General features: G+C 50.6%; 18 protein-coding genes. 7 read left to right on the top strand and 11 right to left on the bottom strand.

The window, feature by feature from the left end; genetic code table 11:
- Positions 1-15 precede the first annotated feature (15 nt).
- The 3 genes from E1H14_RS02500 to E1H14_RS02490 form a co-directional block, all read right to left on the bottom strand.
- The gene (locus E1H14_RS02500) at positions 16-537 is read right to left on the bottom strand and encodes a hypothetical protein (RefSeq protein ID WP_149389858.1); all 522 of its coding nucleotides are present in this window, start codon (positions 535-537) and stop codon (positions 16-18) included.
- Positions 538-635: 98 nt separating this feature from the next.
- Complete coding sequence (locus E1H14_RS02495) at positions 636-2,405, bottom strand: sodium:solute symporter family protein (RefSeq protein ID WP_149389857.1); 1,770 nt, start codon at positions 2,403-2,405, stop codon at positions 636-638.
- Positions 2,406-2,411: 6 nt separating this feature from the next.
- Entirely contained in the window at positions 2,412-2,672 is a 261-nt protein-coding gene (locus E1H14_RS02490; RefSeq protein ID WP_149389856.1) for a DUF4212 domain-containing protein, read from the bottom strand.
- Between the two features lie 303 nt (positions 2,673-2,975).
- Here E1H14_RS02490 and E1H14_RS02485 point away from each other — a divergent pair, with 303 nt between their 5' ends.
- Positions 2,976-6,911 carry a hybrid sensor histidine kinase/response regulator gene (locus E1H14_RS02485; RefSeq protein WP_149389855.1) on the top strand — a complete coding sequence of 1,312 codons (3,936 nt, stop codon included), beginning with the start codon at positions 2,976-2,978 and terminating at the stop codon, positions 6,909-6,911.
- A 149-nt stretch (positions 6,912-7,060) separates the two neighbouring features.
- On the opposite strand, the gene E1H14_RS02480 is transcribed toward E1H14_RS02485, so the two are convergent.
- The 5 genes from E1H14_RS02480 to E1H14_RS02460 form a co-directional block, all read right to left on the bottom strand.
- Entirely contained in the window at positions 7,061-7,720 is a 660-nt protein-coding gene (locus E1H14_RS02480; RefSeq protein ID WP_149389854.1) for a response regulator transcription factor, read from the bottom strand.
- A gap of 114 nt (positions 7,721-7,834) precedes the next feature.
- Entirely contained in the window at positions 7,835-9,790 is a 1,956-nt protein-coding gene (acs, locus tag E1H14_RS02475; RefSeq protein WP_149389853.1) for an acetate--CoA ligase, read from the bottom strand.
- Between the two features lie 192 nt (positions 9,791-9,982).
- Positions 9,983-11,380 (bottom strand): sigma-54-dependent transcriptional regulator, encoded by a 1,398-nt coding sequence (locus tag E1H14_RS02470; protein ID WP_149389852.1) that lies wholly within the window; start codon positions 11,378-11,380, stop codon positions 9,983-9,985.
- A gap of 8 nt (positions 11,381-11,388) precedes the next feature.
- Positions 11,389-12,414, bottom strand: a complete 1,026-nt coding sequence (locus E1H14_RS02465) for a sensor histidine kinase (RefSeq protein WP_149389851.1) — start codon at positions 12,412-12,414, stop codon at positions 11,389-11,391.
- A complete protein-coding gene (locus tag E1H14_RS02460; protein ID WP_149389850.1) occupies positions 12,411-13,841 on the bottom strand; it encodes a sigma-54 interaction domain-containing protein in 1,431 nt (476 codons plus the stop codon). Before E1H14_RS02460 ends, E1H14_RS02465 begins: the two co-directional genes overlap by 4 nt.
- Before the next feature lie 395 nt (positions 13,842-14,236).
- On the opposite strand from E1H14_RS02460, the gene E1H14_RS02455 reads away from it, so the two are divergent.
- The 6 genes from E1H14_RS02455 (at position 14,237) to fliW (ending at position 19,793) form a co-directional block, all read left to right on the top strand.
- Entirely contained in the window at positions 14,237-15,835 is a 1,599-nt protein-coding gene (locus E1H14_RS02455; RefSeq protein WP_149389849.1) for a P-loop NTPase family protein, read from the top strand.
- Between the two features lie 145 nt (positions 15,836-15,980).
- Positions 15,981-17,585 (top strand): AAA-like domain-containing protein, encoded by a 1,605-nt coding sequence (locus E1H14_RS02450; protein WP_149389848.1) that lies wholly within the window; start codon positions 15,981-15,983, stop codon positions 17,583-17,585.
- Positions 17,586-17,636: 51 nt separating this feature from the next.
- The gene (locus E1H14_RS13205) at positions 17,637-18,020 is read left to right on the top strand and encodes an Rpn family recombination-promoting nuclease/putative transposase (protein ID WP_235017361.1); all 384 of its coding nucleotides are present in this window, start codon (positions 17,637-17,639) and stop codon (positions 18,018-18,020) included.
- 347 nt (positions 18,021-18,367) lie between these two features.
- On the top strand, positions 18,368-18,763 hold the full coding sequence (mntA, locus tag E1H14_RS02440) for a type VII toxin-antitoxin system MntA family adenylyltransferase antitoxin (protein ID WP_149389847.1): 396 nt from the start codon (positions 18,368-18,370) through the stop codon (positions 18,761-18,763).
- Positions 18,753-19,181 (top strand): type VII toxin-antitoxin system HepT family RNase toxin, encoded by a 429-nt coding sequence (gene hepT, locus E1H14_RS02435; protein ID WP_149389846.1) that lies wholly within the window; start codon positions 18,753-18,755, stop codon positions 19,179-19,181. The genes mntA and hepT overlap by 11 nt, the downstream gene beginning before the upstream one ends.
- 156 nt (positions 19,182-19,337) lie before the next feature.
- Positions 19,338-19,793 carry a flagellar assembly protein FliW gene (gene fliW / locus E1H14_RS02430; RefSeq protein WP_160142003.1) on the top strand — a complete coding sequence of 152 codons (456 nt, stop codon included), beginning with the start codon at positions 19,338-19,340 and terminating at the stop codon, positions 19,791-19,793.
- A gap of 69 nt (positions 19,794-19,862) precedes the next feature.
- Here the strand turns inward: fliW and fliS are convergent, their stop codons facing one another.
- The 3 genes from fliS to E1H14_RS02415 are packed head-to-tail and all read right to left on the bottom strand — an operon-like array spanning position 19,863 to position 22,737.
- Positions 19,863-20,252: a flagellar export chaperone FliS gene (fliS, locus tag E1H14_RS02425; protein WP_149389844.1), complete on the bottom strand. Its 390-nt coding sequence runs from the start codon at positions 20,250-20,252 to the stop codon at positions 19,863-19,865.
- Positions 20,253-20,282: 30 nt separating this feature from the next.
- Positions 20,283-22,316 carry a flagellar filament capping protein FliD gene (gene fliD / locus E1H14_RS02420; RefSeq protein ID WP_149389843.1) on the bottom strand — a complete coding sequence of 678 codons (2,034 nt, stop codon included), beginning with the start codon at positions 22,314-22,316 and terminating at the stop codon, positions 20,283-20,285.
- A 34-nt stretch (positions 22,317-22,350) separates the two neighbouring features.
- On the bottom strand, positions 22,351-22,737 hold the full coding sequence (locus E1H14_RS02415) for a flagellar protein FlaG (RefSeq protein WP_149389842.1): 387 nt from the start codon (positions 22,735-22,737) through the stop codon (positions 22,351-22,353).
- Positions 22,738-22,779: the final 42 nt, after the last annotated feature.

Raw genomic sequence — 22,779 nt, 5'->3', positions numbered from 1 at the left:
CTGTTTAAGAAAAATTTACCGCCCCGAGTCTGAGCACAAGGCCTGATACAGAGGATCATTAAATTCCAACTCTGTGAGGGTATTAAACTGCGCCAAACCTTCTTCATTTAAACGAAACATCACCTGCTCGGTACAGAGCAGCTGATGCGCACTGCTGGTCACCGTCGATAATAGATGCTGCTTCTCAAAGCGATAGAGTACAAAACGCGCCACACGCCCCTGATCCGTATCCGTCACCTGAGCGTTCGCACCGTCCAGAACGGTATACACAAGCGCCATCGGAAACTGAAGTGTCCAAGGACGCCAAAACATTGCCCCCTTTTCACTCGCCACAACCACAGAGCCTTGCGGCAAACGCGCTTCTTTATAGTCAAACCAGGTGTATTCATAGTGAATGGTATAGGCGAGCATCCCTAAACCCGCAAAGACTGGAATAATCCATTTCGGCAAGAGCTTACGCGTCAGCGCACGTAATAAGAGCGCAACACCGGCGCCACCTACAGCAGCAATAATGGCGGCAATCAGATGCCAAAACATAGTTGTATCCTCAAAAAAATCGGGCTTCCAGTTGGAAGCCCGATGTCTACTTCAACCTTGGGTCAGATACGGGATCTGGCTTCGGGCCGTATTATTACTTAGTGATCCAACGCAGCGCCAGCACCTTTTGGAGTACGTACGCTCTCAACCAGATCCTGAATCTCCTGTGGAGGTTCTTCAGTCATCAGAGAGACGCCGTAAGCCACTGCAAAGTTGATCACCGCACCCACAGCACCGAAGGACAGTGGGGAGATACCAAACAACCAGTTATCCGGAGTGTTAGCGAAGGTTGCCGTACCAGGGATGAAGAACCAACCCAAGAACAGGAAGATATAGATCACAGTCGACAACAGACCCGCAACCATACCTGCAATCGCACCCTTGTCGTTCACACGCTTAGAGAAGATACCCATCATCAGCGCAGGGAACAGAGACGCCGCCGCAATACCGAAGGCCAGTGCCACAACCTGAGCCGCGAAGCCCGGTGGATTCAGACCCAACCATGTTGCCAGCAGAATCGCACCGGCCATGGAGATACGCGCCGCCATCATTTCACCCTTCTCACTGATGTTCGGGTTGATGATGTTTTTGATCAAGTCATGACTGATCGCCGAAGAGATCGCCAACAACAGACCCGCCGCGGTTGACAGTGCCGCCGCAATACCACCCGCTGCAATCAAACCGATAACCCAACCTGGCAGATTCGCAATCTCTGGGTTAGCCAATACCAGGATATCGTTGTTTACAGTCAACTCGTTACCAGACCAGCCACGCGCTTCAGCTGTTGGAGCGAAAGCCGCATTAGCATCGTTGTACAACTGGATACGACCATCTTCGTTCTTATCTTCCCAACGGATCAGACCAGTCTGTTCCCAGGTTTTCACCCAGTCAGGACGTGCTTCATAATCCAGAGCTGGAGCCTGTGGGCCATCTGGGTAGATAGTAGTCAACAGGTTCAAACGCGCCATAGACGCAACAGCAGGCGCTGTCAGGTACAACAGAGCGATGAAGACCAGTGTCCAACCTGCAGACCAACGCGCATCAGCAACTTTAGGCACTGTGAAGAAACGGATGATTACGTGTGGCAGACCCGCAGTACCGATCATCAGAGACAGTGTAAACAGAACCATGTTCAATTTATTGTCTACATCAGCGGTGTAATCACGGAAGCCCAGTTCACGAACAACTTCGTCCAGCTTTTCCAGAAGCGGAATACCGGATTCAACATGCGTACCAAACAGACCCAAAGGAGGAATTGGGTTGCCGGTCAGCTGCAGAGAGATGAACACAGCAGGAATGGTGTAAGCGATGATCAGTACAACGTACTGAGCCACCTGGGTGTAAGTGATACCCTTCATACCGCCGAATACGGCATAGAGGAATACGATTGCCGCTGCAATCCAGATACCCGCAGCACTGCTCACTTCCAAGAAGCGCGAGAAGGCTACACCAGCACCTGTCATCTGACCGATTACGTAAGTCACTGACATCACAATCAAACAGATAACCGCTGTCAGACGTGCACCACGGCTGTAGAAACGGTCACCGATGAAGTCAGGTACAGTGAACTTACCAAACTTACGCAGGTAAGGTGCCAACAGCATCGCCAGCAGTACATAACCCCCTGTCCAGCCCATCAAGAAGGTAGAGTTCGCATAACCACCGGCTGCGATCAAACCCGCCATAGAGATGAAGGAAGCTGCAGACATCCAGTCCGCTGCGGTCGCCATACCGTTGGTGATCGGGTTTACACCCCCGCCCGCAACGTAGAATTCCTTAGTAGATCCGGCGCGAGCCCAGATCGCGATACCGATATAAAGGGCGAAGGATGCACCCACGAATATCAGGTTGATTGCAAATTGACTCATTCTGCCTTACTCCTCAACACCGAATTCTTTGTCCAGCTTGTTCAGTCTCCACGCATAATGGAAAATGATCGCGATGAACGTGAGGATTGATCCCTGCTGAGCAAACCAGAAACCCAAGTCGGTACCACCGATTGGAATGCCTGCCAGCATTGGACGTAAAAGTATGGCAAAACCATAAGAGACCAGAGCCCAAACCACCAGGCTCCATGTTATGAGGCGAACGTTCGCCTTCCAGTACGCAGCAGCATTTGCTTTATCATCTGCCATTGCCGTTCTCCGTTTTGTTGTTATTGGGAGTTAAGAAAATTACAGGGTCAATCTAACAAAGAGACAATGTAAAAGAAAAGCCCCGACTTTAGTCTGAAGCCTCTGATTTTATTACTGAAATATGGCGAGAAGCGGAAAAGAGCAGCACAAAACGGGGGCTTTAGGCCAATCCCTCTCAATCCGCTAGTGATAAAAAAACCGACACACCCGACAATGGTATTATAAGAAAATCGTCTGAGCGCTGCGCTCAAGCGACCTAAGCAGTACACTATAGCAAATTCTTTCACCTAGATGAGTCCTATCATGCTTTCCGGCTGGCTGATCATCCTCATTTCCATCGCCTACCTCATCCTCCTTTTTGCGATTGCCTACTATGGTGACAAAAGCGCGACAGGACAACGCTGGGCAAGCCACCCGGTCATCTACTCTTTATCCTTGGCCGTTTATTGTTCCTCCTGGACTTTTTACGGTGCTGTCGGCCGTGCTTCAACAACGGGCTGGGAGTTTATGGCCACCTATCTTGGCCCGATACTGGTCTTTATTTTGGGCTGGCGCATGATCGAGAAAATCATCTTGGTCAGCAAACAGCAGAACATCACCACCATTGCGGACTTTATCTCTTCACGCTACGGCAAAAGCCAGAGCCTTGCGGTACTTGTCACCATTATTGCCGTGCTGGGCACCATGCCCTATATCGCCCTACAACTCAAAGCCGTCGCCATCAGCTATAACGCTATCGCGCCCGGCGCAACAGAAGCTTTAAGCAAAGGCAGCGATACCGCGCTGTTTGTCGCGCTCTTAATGGCGATCTTCAGCATTTTGTTTGGTACACGCCACATCGATGCGACCGAGCACCATCCTGGGTTGGTGCTCGCGGTAGCTTTTGAGTCGATGGTCAAGCTCACCGCGTTTCTTGCCGTGGGTTTCTTTGTGATTTTTTTCCTCTTCGAGAGCCCAGGCCAAGCTTTAGGGTTGGTGGCACATCAACTTCAGGTCAATCCGAATTTCCAGAGTCCTTTTGGCAAGAGCTTTTTAACTGAAATCTTACTCGCTTGTGCAGCCGTCATCTGCTTACCGCGTCAATTTCATGTCACCGTCGTCGAAAATACCAACCCCCGTAATCTATTAATGGCGCGCTGGCTTTTCCCACTTTACCTCTTTCTACTCGGTCTCTTTGTGTTACCCATTGCCGTGGCAGGATTGGATATTTTCGCAGGCACCCGTACAGATGCCGACTCCTATGTGTTAATGCTTCCCTTGATAGCAGGCTGGGATTATTTGGCCATTTTTGCCTTTATCGGCGGACTCTCGGCTGCCACCAGTATGGTCATTGTGGCCAGCATCACCCTCTCCACCATGGTCTGCAACGATATCATCATGCCGCTGCTCTTCCGCATTCGCTGGTTACGCTTATCTCAAGCCAGCGACCTCGGTGCCTTATTGTTGCGTGTCCGTCGAATCACCATCTTATGCTTGATGCTATTGGCGTACTTTTACTATCGTATTTTCGGGGATCATGGCCCACTCGCCTCGTTCGGGCTCTTGGCTTTTGTCGCGGCAGTGCAGTTTCTACCGGCCATCATCGGCGGCATCTACTGGCAGCACGGCACTCGCCAGGGCGTACTCGCCGGCATGATCATTGGTATGTTACTTTGGACATACACACTGGTTCTCCCCACCATGCGTGCCGCAGGTGTGATTCCCGGGGGTATCGATGCGCTCCTCCCCCCCACAGAAGGGATGGCGCTTTGGCTGCAACCGACTTCATTATTTGGCCTAAGTGGACTGGATCCGCTAACCCACGGTGTTCTCTGGAGCCTTAGCCTGAATATTTTCTTTTATATTCTGGTGTCACGTTGGTCTCGCAGCCGTTTAGTCGATCGCATTCAGGCGAGTGCTTTCCTGAATGTGTATAACAAAGATCTGTCCGACCAATCCCGGCTATTTGGCCAAGTCTCAGTAGGCGATCTGCAAACTCTGACCGAACGCTTCCTTGGAAGTAGCCGTACTCAACATGCCTTTACCGGCTTCGCCCTCAAACGTGGCGAGACCTATCCTTTGTCCGGCGACAAAGCGAGCCCTGAGCTCATCCAATACACGGAACGTTTACTGGCCGGCGTGATCGGCGCTTCCTCTGCACGCATTGTGATGGACTCCACTCTACGCGGTAAGGAGATGCAAATCGGAGATGTGGTGGCCATCGTAGACGAAGCCTCACAAGCCTTAAGATTCAACCGTTCACTCCTGCAGTCCACGATTGAAAATATCGGCATGGGTATTAGCGTGGTAGACCAGCAGATGCGCCTAGTAGCCTGGAACCGCAAATACGTTGAGATGTTTAACTATCCTGATGGACTCATCTGTGTTGGCCGACCCATCGAAGATATTTTCCGCCACAACGCACGCAAAGGCGAATATGGCCCAGGCGCGGTGGAAGAACATGTCAAAGCGCGCTTGAGCCTACTGCAAGACAGCCTGCCACACTCCTATGAACGCCAGCGCCCCGACGGGAGTGTCTTGGTGATACGTGGCAACCCCATGCCAAATGGTGGTTACGTCAACACCTACATGGATGTCACAGAACAAAAGCGCATTGAAGAAGCCTTGCGTGAAAGCGAGCAAAACATTCGTATCTACACGGACAATGTTCCGGTGTTAATCGCTTACCTTGATCCACAGATGAACTATTTATTTGTGAACAAGGCCTATGCCGATACTTTTAATGTCGATCGCCACAAGATCGCCGGTCTTCCTTGCTACAAGGTTTTACCTCCACATGAGTACGAATACCGGCGTCAATATATTGACAAGGCCTTAAAGGGGGAGCGCCAGCGTTTTGAGACGCGCTTGCCAACTAAGGATGGCAGCATACGTTTTGCTGAAGTGACCTACATTCCCCACATGGGTGAGCACGGTGATCTACTGGGATATTTCACCCTGTACCAAGACATCACCGAGCGCCGCAAAGCGGAACAAGCGCTACAAGAAACCAACGAGAACCTTGAGCAACGCGTCCGCGAACGCACCCACGCGCTGTCCGTGGTGAATAAAGAGCTGCGTAAAGAAAACACCATCCGCGCCTTGATTGAGGATGAGCTGCGCCAAGCTAAGTCGGAAGCAGAGGCCGCCAACCTAGGTAAAACTCGCTTTTTAGCCGCAGCCAGCCATGATCTGCTGCAGCCTTTAAATGCTGCGCGTTTGTTTACTTCAGCTCTGGCGCAGCATAGCTATGCACCCGAAGTGAATCAGCTCGTTGAAAACCTGGATGGCTCACTGCGCGCGGCAGAGGAGCTGATTACCACCATTCTCGACATCTCGAAATTGGATGCCGGTGCCTTAGAGCCAGCGCCCTGCCATTTTGCCTTGGAAACTCTGTTTAATAATCTTAGCGCCGAATTCACCGTGCTTGCCGCTGAACGTAAACTGACCTTTCGCCACGTCAATTGCCATCAGGTGGTTTACTCCGATCCCGCGCTCCTGCGTCGTATCCTACAAAACTTCCTTTCCAATGCCATGCGCTATACCCAACAAGGCAAAGTCTTGTTGGGCGCACGTCGTCAGGGACCGTTTCTAACGCTAGAGGTATGGGATACGGGGGTAGGCATTCCAGAACATAAACTCGGTGAAATTTTCGAAGAGTTTAAACGCATCGATAATCCGCGCCATACTCAGGTAAAAGGCTTAGGTTTGGGCTTAGCCATCACTGAGCGTATCGCCCGCATGCTCGGCCATGAGATTCAGGTACGCTCTTGGCAAGGTAAGGGATCGGTATTCAGTATCCGCGTACCCTTAGGTGATGCCAACCTAGCAGTCCGCAACAAACCTGAACAGCGCGGTTGGATTCGCAGTAAAGGCTTGAACGGCATCAAGGTCTTGGTCATAGATAACGAACCCAAAATTCTCGAAGGCATGAGCGCACTCTTGAGGGGATGGTCATGTGAGGTGGTGACGGCCTTAAGTGCGGATGAGGCCGAAAGCCAAGTTCGTGAACAGAGTTTCACACCCGACATCATTCTAGCGGACTATCATCTCAGTGAGGTCAACACGGGCATCATGGCCCTAACCCAGTTGAACGAACTTTGGAAACGCCCGATACCCGCGATCGTCATTACCGCAGATCGCACTGATGAGGTCAAAGAGGAGATTGAAAATTTTGGTGCGCATCTACTGACAAAACCCGTACGACCCGCAGCGCTGAGAGCGATGATTAACAAGGTGATTGCTTTAGCTCGCGAGTAAGTGAACAGGCTCAATTCACGCAAAAAAACGGCGGATGCAAAAGATTGCATCCGCCGCCTCTTCAAATTCTCTATTCTTTGTACAGAACTGATCGCCCTATCTAAGCCCCACTTAAGCTCGATCCCTTGAACCGATTAAAGTTCAGTTTTTTAGAGTTCAGTTTTTGCCGGCTCAACGCCTAAACGCTGAGCCGCAATGACCGCCTGAGTCCGACTATGCACACCGAGCTTACGCAAAATCGCGGTAACATGGGCTTTAATGGTCGCTTCCGAGACATTCAATTCATAAGCAATCTGCTTGTTCAACAAGCCTTCCGTCAACATCGTCAGTACTCGGAACTGCTGCGGCGTCAAGGAAGCCAGCGCTGAAGCGAATTGATAATCCTCTTCTGGCAGATCTTCCACACCTTCTACATCATGCGGCAACCACTCTTCACCCTGAAGCACCAGCGTGATGGCTTCGGCGATCACCTCTAGGGGCGCAGACTTCGGAATAAAGCCCGATGCACCATAATCCATCGCCCGCTTCATGACATGCGGCTCTTCACTGCCCGACACAACAATAACGGGGATAGACGGATGCTGGCCACGTAAAAAAACCAATCCAGAGAAACCATGCGCACCGGGCATGTGGATATCAAGCAATATCAGATCAGCGTCCGCGTGCTGTTCAGCGGCACCCTGAACAGCAGATAAGGAATCAGCTTCAACAATTTCTACGCCAGGAACGGATTGCATCACTGCCTGCTTTAACGCTGCCCGAAACAAGGGATGATCGTCAGCAATAATAACCTTTTGCGCCAGTTGCATAATCTTCCTCATATACGCCCACATTGTTACAGGCTGCATGATAGCATCTCTTAAAACGCAAAACTCCCCCCTGACCTGCGCCAGGGGGGAGTTTTATTAAATCAACCGGCTTTTTTAGCCTTTGCGATTCAGACGATGCTCAATCAGATCATCTACTACGGATGGATCTGCCAGAGTCGAGGTGTCGCCCAGTGCACTGAAATCATCTTCAGCAATCTTACGCAGAATACGGCGCATGATCTTACCGGAACGTGTTTTTGGCATCCCCGGAGCGAACTGGATCAAATCAGGTGATGCGATCGGACCGATTTCAGAACGCACCCAGTTACGCAGCTCTTTCATCAACTCATCTGACTGATCGTATCCAGATTTCAGCGTCACATAAACGTAGATACCCTGACCTTTCAGCTCATGTGGATAACCTACCACAGCCGCTTCAGCAACTGCGGGATGCGCAACCAGTGCAGATTCAACTTCAGCCGTTCCCATACGGTGACCGGATACGTTGATAACGTCATCGACACGACCGGTAATCCAGTAGTAACCATCTTCATCACGACGCGCACCGTCACCGGTGGTGTAGTAACCCTTGAAGGTTGAGAAATAGGTCTGAACAAAGCGCTCATGATCGCCAAAGATTGAGCGGCTCTGACCTGGCCAAGAATCTCCGATCACCAGATTACCTTCACCGGCACCTTCAATCACGTTGCCTTCGTTGTCCACCAGCGCAGGCTGCACACCAAAGAATGGGCGTGTCGCTGAACCCGGTTTAGTTGGGGTCGCACCCGGCAGTGGTACAATCATGATGCCGCCCGTCTCAGTCTGCCACCAGGTATCTACGATTGGGCACTTACCTTTACCGAAAATACGGTGGTACCAAGTCCAGGCTTCTGGGTTGATCGGCTCACCCACTGAGCCCAAAAGTTTCAGGCTAGACAGATCTGAATCACCCAGTACATCTTCACCCTGCTGCATCAAAGCACGAATGGCAGTCGGTGCGGTGTAGAACTGGTTAACCTTGTGTTTCTCAATCACACGACCGAAACGGCTGTTATCGGGATAGCTTGGCACACCTTCAAACATCAGCGTTGTGGCACCATTCGCCAGAGGGCCGTAAACGATGTAAGAGTGGCCAGTTACCCAACCCACATCCGCTGTACACCAATACACATCTCCTTCGTGGTAATCGAAGATGTATTCGTGCGTCATGGATGCATAAACAAGATAACCACCGGTTGTATGCTGCAGACCTTTTGGCTGTCCGGTAGAGCCAGAAGTGTAAAGAATGAACATCGGATCTTCAGCGTTCATCTCTTCAGGCTCACAATCTGCAGAAGCAGCGGCGCAGACTTCGTGATACCACACATCACGATCCGCATCCCAGGCAACATCTTTTGTCGTACGCTGAACTACCACAACTGTTTTCGCAAACTCACCGGCACCGTGCTCAGTAATCGCTTCATCAACGTTGGCTTTCAGAGGAACCTGCTTACCACCACGCAGTGAGTAGTTAGAGGTCACTACCAGCTTAGATTTCGCACCGATGATACGGCTAGAGAGTGCTTCAGGTGAGAAGCCACCGAATACGATGGAGTGAATTGCACCAATACGTGTACAAGCTAGCATCGCGACAGCAGCTTCAGGGATCATGGGCAGATACAGAGTGACGACATCACCCTTCTGGATACCCTGAGCTTTCAGCGCATTGGCAAAACGGCACACACGCTCATGCAGTTCACGGTAGGTAATTTTTTCATCTTCTTCTGGGTTATCACCTTCCCAGATAATCGCAACCTGATCACCACGGGTCGCCAGATGACGATCCAAACAGTTTGCAGAAACGTTCAACGTACCGTCTTCGTACCACTTGATCGAAACATTGTGCGGGTCAAAGGAGGTGTTTTTGACTCGGGTGTAAGGCTTGATCCAATCAATACGCTTACCCTGCTCACCCCAAAACGCATCCGGATCTTTGATCGACTGCTCATACATGGCCAGATACTTGGCGTTATCGATGTGAGCCTGTGCCGCAAAAGCCGGATCGACGGGAAATACGTTTTCTTCACTCATGGAGATGCCCTTAGCTTAGGATTTGTTGTTATGCGACCCTTGGCGCCCTTTAGGATTCTTATTATTCAGTTGCATACCGGCGCACTACAAACGGGTTATGATGTTTATACAGAAGCCGGTGCAGCCCCTTAATTAGACATTGGTCTGATCAAGGGGGCTACGTTAGTCCTAGAGATCAAAAGAAGTGAGCCATCACTTACCTTCTAGCAGCCGATCCAGATCAATTCCTTCTTCACGCATACGCGCCAACTTATAACGCAGAGTACGCGGGCTAATCCCTAGCTGCTCAGCCGCCGTCTTACGACTCCCGCGACAGCTGCGCAGCACATCCAGGATCAATTGATACTCATGTTGACGTAAATCTTGGTCCAACAAATTACCCGCGCCTTGGATCAAGACCTCATCCTCAACCGTCTTCGACGGCATGGGTGCTTGCGCTTCCCGCTCGCAGGACAAATCCAAGGCTAGACTGGATAAATGCAGATCGGCCAACTGAATTTCCGATCCGGTCTGGAGAATCAAGGCACGCTGCACCACATTATCGAGTTCACGTACATTCCCCGGCCAATCATAGGCCTGTAAACAGGCACGCGCCTGATCTGAGAAATGAGGGGCTGCACGCTTCATCTTGCTGGCATGGGTTAGCAATAAACGCTGCGCCAAAGGAAGTATATCCTCACGCCGCTCGCGCAAAGCTGGCCACTGCAATGGAAACACATTCAAGCGGTAATAAAGATCTTCACGAAAGCGCTGCTGTTTAACCGCCTCAACCAGATCACGGTTACTCGTGGCCAACACACGCACATCTAACTGAATTAAGCGCCGCCCGCCGATACGCTCGACCTCTTGCTCCTGGAGCACGCGCAGAAGCTTGGCCTGCAAGCCTACATCCATCTCACTGATTTCATCCAGCAAAAGAGTACCGCCATTGGCTTGCTCAAATTTGCCGGGTACCGCCTGCAAAGCCCCGGTAAACGCCCCTTTCTCATGGCCAAACAGCGTGGCTTCAAGCATGTTTTCAGGAATTGCGGCACAGTTAATGGCAATAAACGGTGCCTGGGCACGACAAGAATGCTGATGTATATAACGCGCCAGCACCTCCTTGCCGGTACCGGATTCCCCAGTAATCAAAACAGTAGAATCCGTTTGCGCCACTCGCCGTGCCAACTGCAATAATTGCCGACTGGCCGGTGCTTCGGCGATTGGCGCCGCCTGATCGACTTCGCCCATTAGCCCCTGAGTATGACGCTTCACCAAAGCCACCAACTGCTGCGGCTCAAAGGGTTTCATCAAATAATCCACGGCGCCTTGCTGGATCGCCTCAACCGCTTTATGCACCTGACCATAGGCGGTAATCAACGCAACAGGCATCCCAGGATAAAGCTGACGCAGATGCCCTAATAATGCATGCCCATCCATACCTGGCATATTGACATCACTCACCACCATATCCACCGACTGCTTTTCCAGCAGACACAGCGCCGTTTCAGCATCCGCCGCGTCCAACCAATCGATCGCCGCCAAACTCAGCGTGTCGCACAGGGCTTCGCGCAGATCCTGATCATCTTCCACTATTAATACTTGTGCCATCTGACGCACTACTCTTCTATGCAAGGCAGGGATAGACAGGCTTGAGTGCCTAAGCCTGGCGTGGAGTTTAGATAAAAATCGCCATGATGAGCCTGCGCGACCACCTGAGCGATGGCCAGACCTAAACCCGTGCCGTGGGATTTTGTCGTGTAAAAAGGCTCTTGGGCTTTTTGTAAAGCCTGAGCATCCATGCCAGGACCTCGATCTTCAACACAGATATGCAGCCGATCTTCTGCACAAAACAGCCGTATCTGTATCTGTGCACCCTGGCCGCTGGCTTGCAAGGCATTATTCACAAGATTGAGAATAGCCCCTAATAGCGCTTCCAGATTGCATTGAATCAGACAGTTTTCTGTGGCCGGGATAAAATCACAATCCGCATCATGCTGCACTAAAGGCTGATCTAATAGATCTTCGATACGCAGAAGAAGCGTATCGGCATGCACACGATCTTCTAAGCGCGTTTCGCCGCGTGCAAAAATCAACATATCACGCACCTGTTGCTCAAGATGCGTCAGACGTGATTTAACCTTGCCCGCAAAGCGTACACGCTGTTCATCGTTGAGTTCATCGGACATCAAATGGGTGGCATAAATCAGCGCCGCCGATAAGGGGGTTCGGATCTGATGGGCTAAGGACGCCATCATGCGCCCCATCTCTGACAAGCGTTGATACTGTGCCAAGCGTGCTTGCAGGTCGCGCGTTTGGGTTTGGTCTGTAATAAAGACAACCTGACCTGGCTCATCCGGTAAAGCCTGAGTCGCCAAACTGACACGCCGCCCATTTTTTAACGAAACCTCATGACCGTCATCCGGTCGCGGCGCGAAACAACTTTGAATAATATCCAGCCAGGGGCGATTCAAAAGCTCCGTCCCTAACACTTCCTGCGCCGCCGGATTCGCATCAATCACCCGCCCACGATTATCGATCACCAAAAAGCCCGTTGGCATCATTTGCGTCAAGGTGCGTAAACGTCCTTGATGTACCGCTCCGGCAGGGTCCCAAGTTTGGGCATCCAGTTGTGGATCGATCATGCTCGCTCTATCCCATATTTGCGCATCTTCTCCACCAAAGTGGTACGGCGGATCTGTAGCTGACGTGCCGCTTGTGCCACAACTTGACCCGTTGTATCCAAAGCCTGCTCAATCAACAACCGCTCCTGCTCCTCGAGATGCGCCTTTAAGTCAATCCCTTCACGTGGCAGCTGAATCCTTACTAGGCCTGAAACAGCCTCAATCGGCGGCGTATCAAGTGATGGCACATCACCAAGAAGAGAGTGGTAGCGCGCAGGATCAGGTTCTTCCAGATGCCGAAACTTTGCCGGTAACTCAGACACCCCAACGATGACATCGGGATAAACAATGGCCAAGCGCTCCAACAGATTCACCAGTTCACGCACATTTCCAGGCCAAGGATGCAAGCGTAAAGAGCTTAAAGCCTGTGGATGCAACTGCACCGCACTTAAACCCTGAGCCTGCATGCGCTGATTACACTCATGAATGAGCAAAGGCAGATCATCTACCCGTTCACGCAAAGGCGGCATTTCAATAGGAAAAACATTCAAGCGATAATAAAGATCTTCACGAAAATCTCCCGCCGCCATCATCGCTTCCAGATTTTTATGCGTGGCCGTAATAATACGCACATCAGCTTGCAATGTTTTTGTACCACCAACACGTTCAAATTGCCGTTCTTGCAAAACGCGTAACAATTTCACCTGCATCGGCAGAGGCATATCGCCAATTTCATCTAAAAAGAGCGTACCGCCCATCGCCAGCTCAAAGCGTCCGGCACGACTCGAAATCGCGCCGGTAAAGGCACCTTTTTCATGCCCAAAGAGTTCACTTTCCAACAACTCGGCGGGAATGGCACCACAATTCACGGGCACAAACGGCCCCTGATTGCGCGCTGAGTGCTGATGCAACGCACGCGCCACTAACTCCTTACCGGTACCCGACTCGCCCGTAATCAAGACACTGGCATCACGCGCAGCGACCTGAGCGATCAATTGACGAATTTTTAAAATGCCTGGACTCTGGCCGACAAAACCCCGCACCTCCGCCAAGGCTTGTGGCCGCAAACCGGAGCGATAGGTGGTGCATAAATGTAGGTAATCTTGCATTTGCACCCAGCGATAGGGCGGCGTGAGCTCGCCTAACACCCCCAAACTCAAACGTTCTTCCGCGGGAAGATCTGCCTGCGTGTCTAATAAAAGCTTGGGCAAAGGCTGATCCGCATACTGCAACTGCGCCAACAATCGGCTCAAAGCGATGGGTAACTGGCTGGTACCAACCAACACAACCCCGATACGGCTCAAATCAAAGTGAGCGCTCGCCTGTAACCAGCCCACAAAGTCAAAAATATGACAGCTCAATCCGCTATATTCGAGACAAGTGCGCAGTTGCGCGGCACGATCTTCACGATCATCCAGAATCAAAGCGTCAAAATTATAGTCATTCATACCCAGATGGCCTGCATTTCCCTTGTCGGAACACTACCTTGCTGAGCCAATTTGTCAATAGTTTGACACTAATCAAAAGGAATTAGCGCCAATTTACAGGGCATTTTCACCCTTTTTGAGAAAAATTTTTATGGCAATTTTGTTGCGATGCAGTAATCTAAAACTAGGCAATCACACAGGGATGTGATCAGAGTCAGGACGATTCAGATTGCCGAATAAGCCCAATCTTCTACTGAAGATTGGCGGCTGACAAGGAAGGTCAGCGACGAGAGGGGATCTAGCAGGGATGCGCTTGTGAACCTCTCACCTCCTCTTACCGCTCCTGCCCGCCTTCGCGTTATTCTTTTCCCACTTACTGTATACTCAGTGCATTCATGTTCAACACGAGAGTTGCCATGTCGCGTTTTTTTAACACCGCCGGCCCAACCATCATCGAAGATCACTACCATATCGATCCGCTGCAGCGTGTTGACTGGGAAGAGATTCAGGTTCTCATTCAGCAGAAGCGTTATTTTGTCCTGCATGCACCGCGCCAGACGGGTAAAACCAGCTCTTTACTGGCGATGATGAAAGAACTCAACAACTCCGGCCGTTATGCCTGCGCCTATGCCAACATTGAAGGCGCACAAGCCGCACGCGGGGATGAAACCCAAGGGATTCCGGCTGCCTGTGATGCTATTGTGAATGCCATTCAGTTACATACTAAACAGCCCGCTCTGTTTGACTGGTATCAAAAGCACAAAGAATCATTCAGCCCACAACATCGTTTAACGCAAACACTACAACAATGGGCACAGCTCTCCCCTCTACCCACCATCTTATTACTCGATGAAGTCGATGCCCTGGTGGGTGATACCCTCATCTCTTTGCTGCGCCAAATTCGCGCCGGTTATGCACAACGCCCCAGTGCTTTTCCTCAGGCGATTATTCTGTGTGGCGTGCGCGATGTACGGGATTATCGAATGCAACAGGAGGGCGCAGAAATCATCACCGGTGGCAGCGCTTTTAATATCAAAGCCGCTTCATTGCGCATGGGCAACTTCAGTTATCAGGAGTGTGAAGCCCTATGGTTGCAGCATACCGAAGAGACGGGTCAACTCTTTGAGCCGGCCATCTTTCCAGAGCTTTGGGCCGATACCCAAGGCCAGCCCTGGTTAGTCAACGCGCTCGGGCATGAACTCACCTGGCATGATCGTAAAGCACGTGATCGCACCTACGCCCTGACACTGGAAGATTACAAAGCCGCACGGCAAAGGTTGATCTACTCCCGTGCCACCCATCTCGATCAATTGGCCGATAAATTAAGGGAGCCACGTGTTTATCGCCTGATCAGCGCGCTGCTCAATACTGAACAGAGCAGTCTTAACCTCCCAGAAGATGATCTGCTCTATGTCGAAGATTTAGGGCTGGTAACAACCTATCCTAGCGTGCAGATCAGCAATAAGATCTATCAGGAAGTCATTCCGCGTGAGCTGACTTGGTCAACACAATCTACCATCGCCAATCAGGAACAAAGCTGGTACATCAACGCTGATCATTCGCTCAACACCCACAAACTCCTCAAAGCTTTCCAACAGTTCTTCCGTGAACACAGCGACAGCTGGAGTGAAGGCTTTGATTATAAAGAGGCCGCCCCGCAACTGCTGATGCAGGCGTTTTTACAGCGCATCATCAATGGGGGTGGACGTATCAGTCGTGAGTATGGCCTCGGGCGCAAACGTACCGACCTCTTGATTGAATGGCCGCTGGATAAACAGCAAGGTTTTTATGGCCCGATGCAGCGCATCGTCATTGAACTCAAAATCCTACGCGGGGCTTTAGACACCACCCTGAGCAAAGGCTTAGAACAAACGACTGATTACGCCCAACAGGTCGGAGCCGATGAAGCGCATCTAGTGATTTTTAATCGTGATGCAAAAGTCGCTTGGGATGAGCGTATTTGGCAAGACGAGAGCACCTGGAAAGAGCAGAGCGTGTCTGTTTGGGGTGCCTAACTAGGAAGGTCAGCGACGAGAGGGGATCTAGCAGGGATGCGCTTGTGAACCTCTCACCTCCTCTTACCGCTCCTGCCCACCTTCGCGTTATTCTTTTCCCACTTACTGTATACTCAGTGCATTCATGTTCAACACGAGAGTTGCCATGTCGCGTTTTTTTAACACCGCCGGCCCAACCATCATCGAAGATCACTACCATATCGATCCGCTGCAGCGTGTTGACTGGGAAGAGATTCAGGTTCTCATTCAGCAGAAGCGTTATTTTGTCCTGCATGCACCGCGCCAGACGGGTAAAACCAGCTCTTTACTGGCGATGATGAAAGAACTCAATAACTCCGGCCGTTATGCCTGCGCCTATGCCAACATTGAAGGCGCACAAGCCGCACGCGGGGATGAAACCCAAGGGATTCCGGCTGTTTGTAGTGCGATTACCCGGTCGATCAGCCTGCATTTGAACCATCCCGAGCTCGCACTCTGGTATCAAACCGATGGCAAAGCCCTGCCTGCGCAAGATCAGCTCTCTTCACTCCTTGAGCGCTGGGCGCAATCGAGTGAAAAACCCACCATCTTATTACTCGATGAAGTCGATGCCCTGGTGGGTGATACCCTCATCTCTTTGCTGCGCCAAATTCGCGCCGGTTATGCACAACGCCCCAGTGCTTTTCCTCAGGCGATTATTCTGTGTGGCGTGCGCGATGTACGGGATTATCGAATGCAACAGGAGGGCGCAGAAATCATCACCGGTGGCAGCGCTTTTAATATCAAAGCCGCTTCATTGCGCATGGGCAACTTCAGTTATCAGGAGTGTGAAGCCCTATGGTTGCAGCATACCGAAGAGACGGGTCAACTCTTTGATCCTGCTATATTTCCAGAGCTTTGGGCCGATACCCAAGGCCAACCCTGGTTAGTCAACGCGCTCGGGCATGAACTCACCTGGCATGATCGTCAAGCACGTGATCGCACCTACGCCCTGACACTGGAAGATTACAAAGCCGCACGGCAAAGGTTGATCTACTCCCGTGCCACCCATCTCGATCAACTGGCCGATAAACTACGTGAGCCGAGAGTTCACCGTGTACTCAGCGCCCTGCTCAGCAGTGAGGAGGATCTTTCCATCAGCCAAATCATCGCAGATGATCAACAATATGTTGAAGATCTTGGCATCATCACCACCCACCCCCAGGTGGCGATCAGTAATCGTATCTATCAAGAGATTATTCCTCGCGAACTCAGCTGGATTGCCCAAACCCGCATCCCTGAGCAGGAACAAAGCTGGTACATCAACGCTGATCATTCGCTCAACACCCACAAACTCCTCAAAGCCTTCCAACAGTTCTTTCGTGAACACAGCGACAGCTGGAGTGAAGGCTTTGATTATAAAGAAGCCGCCCCACAACTGCTGATGCAGGCGTTTTTACAGCGCATTATCAATGGGGGTGGACGTATCAGTCGTGAGTATGGCCTCGGGCGCAAACGTACCGATCTCTTGATTGAATGGCCGCTGGATAAACAGCAAGGTTTTTATGGCCCAATGCAGCGCATCGTCATTGAACTCAAAATCCTACGCGGGGCTTTAGACACCACCCTGAGCAAAGGCTTAGAACAAACCACCGATTACGCCCAACAGGTCGGAGCCGATGAAGCACATCTAGTGATTTTTAATCGTGATGCAAAAGTCACTTGGGATGAGCGTATTTGGCAACACCAAGAGGACTATCAAGGCTTCCCTATTGCTACCTGGGGTGCCTGATCTACTCTCTAAAAGACCTAATTAAACAGGTCCCATACGGCAGGCATAAGCATGGCAACTCCTGACGACAACAACTACAAACTGCTCTTCTCTGATCCTGAAATGGTCAAGGATTTGCTAACGGGGTTTGTTAAAGAAGCCTGGGAGGCCCTGACTCCGAATGAAAAACGCCCACCCGTGCTACCCCTAGTACTCTATAACGGCGAATCTCGCTGGAGTACGGCACAAAATATCTCTGAACTGGTCGAACTAGTGCCGGGTGAACTAGAACACTACTGCCCTAACCTTTCCTATTTACTTCCAGACGAAGGCGCGATCGTCAATCAGCCGGAATGGTCGAAAACCATGCGAAATTTGGTTGCAGCCCTATTTCGATTCGAGCATAACCGCGATGAACAGGATATGCTTGAAGTACTAGGCTCTCTGATTGAATGACTACAAGCCTCTGAGCAGCGAGGACTGCGACGGGTTTTTGTCGTTTGGATACACCGAGTATTAGTAGCTAATCGCGCCCTAGGAATGGAATTACCAGAATTTAATGATCTACAAGATTTACATGAGGTGCCTGATATGTGGTCTGAACGCATCAAAAAATGGCCTGAGCCGTAGGCAGAACGCGGCATTCAACAAGGCCGCATGGAAGCCAAGCGCGAGATGGCACGCAATCTGATTAACATAAACCTACTTAACGATATTCAGATCGTACAAGCCTCGGGCCTGACAGGAGATAAAGTCAAAGCCCTCAGGCTTGATCAGAAGAACTGATCCAGTCAAGGTATGGCATGAAACAAAAAGAGATCATCACCCAACTCCAACTTAAACTTCCGCGCTTATTGGGTATTTATGCCTTTGGCAGTCGCATCCAAGGTACCGTCCATGCAAACAGTGATCTCGATCTGGCCGTGCTGGTCGAAGGTTATGCCGATCCCGTTCAGCTCTGGCAACTCGCACAAACCTTAGTGGATCTGGCTGGATGTGAGGTCGATCTTTTAGACTTACGGGCAGCCAGCACAGTGATGCAATATCAAGTCATCACCACCGGTGAGCTTTGGTGGTCACGCGACAGCCAAGCCGAACTCTATGAAACCTTTATCATCAGTGAAAAGATGCGGCTCGATGAAGCACGCGCTCCACTTCTAGAAGACATCTACCGCCAAGGGCGCATCTATGGTCAATGACGTTTTATTGAACAAATCAGCCAGCATCGAACGCTGTGTAGCGCGGGCTCAAGAAGAATATTACAAAGACCCCGAAACCTTCAGCGCAGACTTCACACGCCAGGACGCTGCAATTCTAAACATTCAACGCGCCTGTGAAGCCGCTCTCGATCTCGGCAATCACTTAATACGCCAGCATAAACTCGGATTACCTCAAAGCTCACGTGAAGTATTCTGTGTATTGGCTCAAGCAAATATCATCCCTAAAAAATTAGCAGAGCGTCTAAAAAACATGGTTGGGTTTCGCAACATTGCCGTACATGACTACCAAACCCTGCAACTTCCGATCACCATCGCCATTATCGAACATCACTTATCAGACTTCCTTGAATTCAGTGCCCTACTCCTGCGTCATGAGAAGGCCAGCCACACGGCATAAACCAACACAGAGACTGCATACTCAAGCCTCGAATCAACTCCCACGCAAAAACCTGCTGTAAATCATGGCAATCTTGCGCAATTAAGTTAAGCTGAGTCGAAGAAGTTATCAGCCGCTAGCATTCCCACTTTTAACAACATCTGATAAGGAATGAACATGCAAATCAACACCGCGCTCTTTGGTCCCCAAGAGATTCAAGACGATGAGATTATTACCTTCCCTCAAGGGCTTCCGGGGTTTGAATCCAGCAAGGGGTTTAAAGTTTTCCATGAAGAAGGCAAACCCACCGTGCACTGGTTACAGTCTATTGAAGATGAAGAACTGTGCTTTTCCGTGATGGAGCCACAACTGCTAAATTTGGGTTATGAATTTATTCTGTCCGACGAGCAATGCCAACTCATTGACTTACAAGAGCAAGATGAATTTGCTGTGGTGGTACTCCTTTACAAAAACGGTAACACAACACCCTCTGAAGCCGAAAGTATTCCTGCTCATCAAACGATCCAAGCGAACCTCGCAGCGCCCGTGGTCATTAACGTGCGCAGTCGCAAAGCCATACAAGTTCTCCTCCCGAAGACCGAACGCATCACACTGATTCGCTCTATCGCCTAAGAAACACTAGCGTATAAGAAAAAAGGGACTGCAAATGAGTCCCTTTTTTAACAATCAATCTTCTAATCTCTATTGCCTAAACTCTAAAGGCATTTCATCCCAGCCCTCTTTTACTTCTAGAAGCAAACCGATTAACTCCTGAATCAACTCCGCATCATTATTTCGACTGGCTGTCAGCGTATTCATCAGAATATAGTCATAGAGGCGATCCAGATTCTCAGATACCTCACCCCCCTGATCCATATCCAAGCAGCTTTTCAAGCCTAAGACGATTTCCATCGCCTTATTTAAGTGGTTGGCACGGGCTTCAAAATCCTTGCGCTCAGCTGCGCCCTTACCCTTTGCATAGGCCTCAAGCGCACCCGCCAGTAGCATGGAAATCAACTTATGCGGTGACGCGGTCTGAACAGTTGCCTGCAAATCCACCGATTTATACTGTTTTAGTGCGTTCGCTATCATTACAAACCTCTGGGCATTGACCCGACTGCGTTATCGCTTACTCGCCGTAAATGGAAGGCGATCTAAAATACCATCTAACTGATCACCCGTTGCCTGAAAGCTGGAGATTATACGCTCCATCGCCTGGAACTGTGCTTGTAATTGCAACAGACGTTTATCCATGCGGGCATCCAAACGCTCTCGATCCGTTGAAATCGCTTCTAGCTGATTATTAATACTCGCTTCACGGGTACTCACCGCGCCATCTTTGGATAAGAAATCGAGGATCAATCTATCCAGCTCGCCCGACAACCCACGTGAATAATCCACTCTCGCTTCACTCACACCCGGCGCAACCGTAAAGTTCAAACCGAAAGCCGGCGTACCTAAGGCCGGCAGCAGCACATTACCGGCACCAAAACCGGCAACACCATTAATGGTACCCGCAACATCTCGACCCGCGACACCATTGCGCTGACCTAACCCCAAAGCCTCCATCGCCGTACTAGCCTCGGTAATCCCGACGTTTGAAATCGCGCCAAATTCACGCGACACAAACTCAAATCGATTTTCTGCAGCATTAAAACTGACATCCACCTGAGCACGGCCTTGCTGTATCTTGGCATCACTATTGATCAAGGTTTGTAACTCGGTCGCCAACGCCTCTGCAGAGCTGTATTCCTGATTCTCGGGCAAAGTGATTAAACCTGACACCACACCATTAATACGCACCTTGAAACTGTACTCATCCGTACCGGTATTGAGTGGAAAGGTATCGATGGGATCAAACACACCTGCCATTAAACTGCCCTTGGCGGGCTGTGTGGTTATTCGAATATCGTACTGGCCTGGCTGCGCGGATGCACCCGATGTGCCTAACTTGGCCTCCAGCAGGGGGGATGATGAGTTCACCTGCGGTGAGAAAATGTTGCCAAACATCGCAAAGTTATCATTCATTGCCCGGCTAAATTCGGTCTCATTGATCGACAAAGTGCCATCCAACTCCGTCCGAATGCCGATCATGGCAAGCGATGCCTGGTTATTCTGCAGGCCCGGCACAGCCGCCACCAAAATTTCACGCATCCGGCTGACCATGGTTTTGGCAATCGAGTCGGTGGCTAAATCACCCCGTACCAGCTGATTATCCTCATCACGGGAGTAGCCGGTTAGCGTCGAGGCAAACTTAAAGAAGTCGTTAAACCCCTCGACAAAATCGCGCACGGCCTGCTCGCCGGTAGCCTTATCTTCACTGATGGAAAAGTTAATAATCTCATTCGGGCTGGCACGATTCAGCGTAAACTCCAAACCTGGAATCACATCCTTGACATCATTGGAAGCACGGCTGACCTCTAGACCATTGATTCTAACACGTGCATCCTGCGCCGCTTGATTTTGCGTTAACGCCTGAGCGCCTTGATTAAACTCAAACATCGATAGGCTCAAGCCAGTCGCACCCGCATCCTCATCGACCGAAATTTCTAAAGCCTGGGTTTCACCTGTCGGAGAGGCAATCAATAAACGAAACTGTCCCCCATCGGCAATGATGGACGCCTGAACCCCCACCTTCGCGCCATTAATGGCATCTCGAATGCCTTCTAAGGTATTGTTAGTGCTATCAATTTTAATCTGCACCCCTTCTTTCTGCGCATTGGGGTTAAAACTGGTGAGATCACCGTTCCAAGTACCAAAACGAATATTTAAGGTTCCGGTGGCCATCTCCGCTTTGGTATCCGAAACAACCGCGGTCGATAACGACTGCACCCGCGCTAACTGCATCACCTCAACTTGATAATTACCGGTGACGGCATTGGCATCGATTTTGGTCGGGGTGACCGTATTACTTTCGGTAAAGGAAACATTACGCGCAGCAAAGGTTTCAGGATTGTTCAGGGGTTTAAGCAAGGCTTGAAAATCACTCAAACCGCCTTTTAAAGCCCCGTAGCCGGAAATCTGAGCTTGAAGAGTTGCCTGTTTTTTATCGAGACGCTGCTCAACGGGTTGACGCTCTATCTCAACCAGGTCTTTGACCAGCTTGACAGTATCAATACCCGAACCGCCCCCGAGTGAAGAGATTATATTAGTCATAACAGCACCTCATAAAAAACACGCCTCACAGGATCTAGGCTTTTTCGTTAAACAGCAGCCCCATCATCCCTTCCAAGTGCTTGGCAAACTTTAACGCTTGTTCATCTGGAAACTGGCGAATCACCTCTTCCGTCTCAACATCCATGACTTTCACAACAACCTTATTGATATCTCTTTCCACACTGAAGTTCAAAGCGCGTTGACCATCCCGCATCAAGCTATTGAGCTGATCGATCGCTTCCTCAAGCTTCTCGACAGTTTCATCAATCTGCTCGGGTGAAAGCTGAACGGATTCTTCAGCAGAGCGGCTCGTCACCGGTACGCCGGTTGATGAAGCTGAAGCCGGGGGTGTTTGCACTTCAGGTAGTTTAGCGGCTTCGGGTGAAACCGATAGCGCCATTCCAAGGCTTTCAACTGACATTTGACACCTCCTAGTGATGCATAAAACACACGATCATTCATC

This window comes from Nitrincola tapanii (genome assembly GCF_008368715.1).
Lineage (GTDB): Bacteria > Pseudomonadota > Gammaproteobacteria > Pseudomonadales > Balneatricaceae > Nitrincola > Nitrincola tapanii.
The sequence above is the reverse complement of the archived record's forward strand: the minus strand, read 5'-3'. Positions and strand labels throughout refer to the sequence as shown.

Bases quoted from the DNA above. Each gene is read 5' to 3' on its own strand.
- E1H14_RS02500 (WP_149389858.1), bottom strand. From the start codon at position 537: ATGTTTTGGCATCTGATTGCCGCCATTATTGCTGCTGTAGGTGGCGCC.
- E1H14_RS02495 (WP_149389857.1), bottom strand. From the start codon at position 2,405: ATGAGTCAATTTGCAATCAACCTGATATTCGTGGGTGCATCCTTCGCC.
- E1H14_RS02490 (WP_149389856.1), bottom strand. From the start codon at position 2,672: ATGGCAGATGATAAAGCAAATGCTGCTGCGTACTGGAAGGCGAACGTT.
- E1H14_RS02485 (WP_149389855.1), top strand. From the start codon at position 2,976: ATGCTTTCCGGCTGGCTGATCATCCTCATTTCCATCGCCTACCTCATC.
- E1H14_RS02480 (WP_149389854.1), bottom strand. From the start codon at position 7,720: ATGCAACTGGCGCAAAAGGTTATTATTGCTGACGATCATCCCTTGTTT.
- acs (WP_149389853.1), bottom strand. From the start codon at position 9,790: ATGAGTGAAGAAAACGTATTTCCCGTCGATCCGGCTTTTGCGGCACAG.
- E1H14_RS02470 (WP_149389852.1), bottom strand. From the start codon at position 11,380: ATGGCACAAGTATTAATAGTGGAAGATGATCAGGATCTGCGCGAAGCC.
- E1H14_RS02465 (WP_149389851.1), bottom strand. From the start codon at position 12,414: ATGATCGATCCACAACTGGATGCCCAAACTTGGGACCCTGCCGGAGCG.
- E1H14_RS02460 (WP_149389850.1), bottom strand. From the start codon at position 13,841: ATGAATGACTATAATTTTGACGCTTTGATTCTGGATGATCGTGAAGAT.
- E1H14_RS02455 (WP_149389849.1), top strand. From the start codon at position 14,237: ATGTCGCGTTTTTTTAACACCGCCGGCCCAACCATCATCGAAGATCAC.
- E1H14_RS02450 (WP_149389848.1), top strand. From the start codon at position 15,981: ATGTCGCGTTTTTTTAACACCGCCGGCCCAACCATCATCGAAGATCAC.
- E1H14_RS13205 (WP_235017361.1), top strand. From the start codon at position 17,637: ATGGCAACTCCTGACGACAACAACTACAAACTGCTCTTCTCTGATCCT.
- mntA (WP_149389847.1), top strand. From the start codon at position 18,368: ATGAAACAAAAAGAGATCATCACCCAACTCCAACTTAAACTTCCGCGC.
- hepT (WP_149389846.1), top strand. From the start codon at position 18,753: ATGGTCAATGACGTTTTATTGAACAAATCAGCCAGCATCGAACGCTGT.
- fliW (WP_160142003.1), top strand. From the start codon at position 19,338: ATGCAAATCAACACCGCGCTCTTTGGTCCCCAAGAGATTCAAGACGAT.
- fliS (WP_149389844.1), bottom strand. From the start codon at position 20,252: ATGATAGCGAACGCACTAAAACAGTATAAATCGGTGGATTTGCAGGCA.
- fliD (WP_149389843.1), bottom strand. From the start codon at position 22,316: ATGACTAATATAATCTCTTCACTCGGGGGCGGTTCGGGTATTGATACT.
- E1H14_RS02415 (WP_149389842.1), bottom strand. From the start codon at position 22,737: ATGTCAGTTGAAAGCCTTGGAATGGCGCTATCGGTTTCACCCGAAGCC.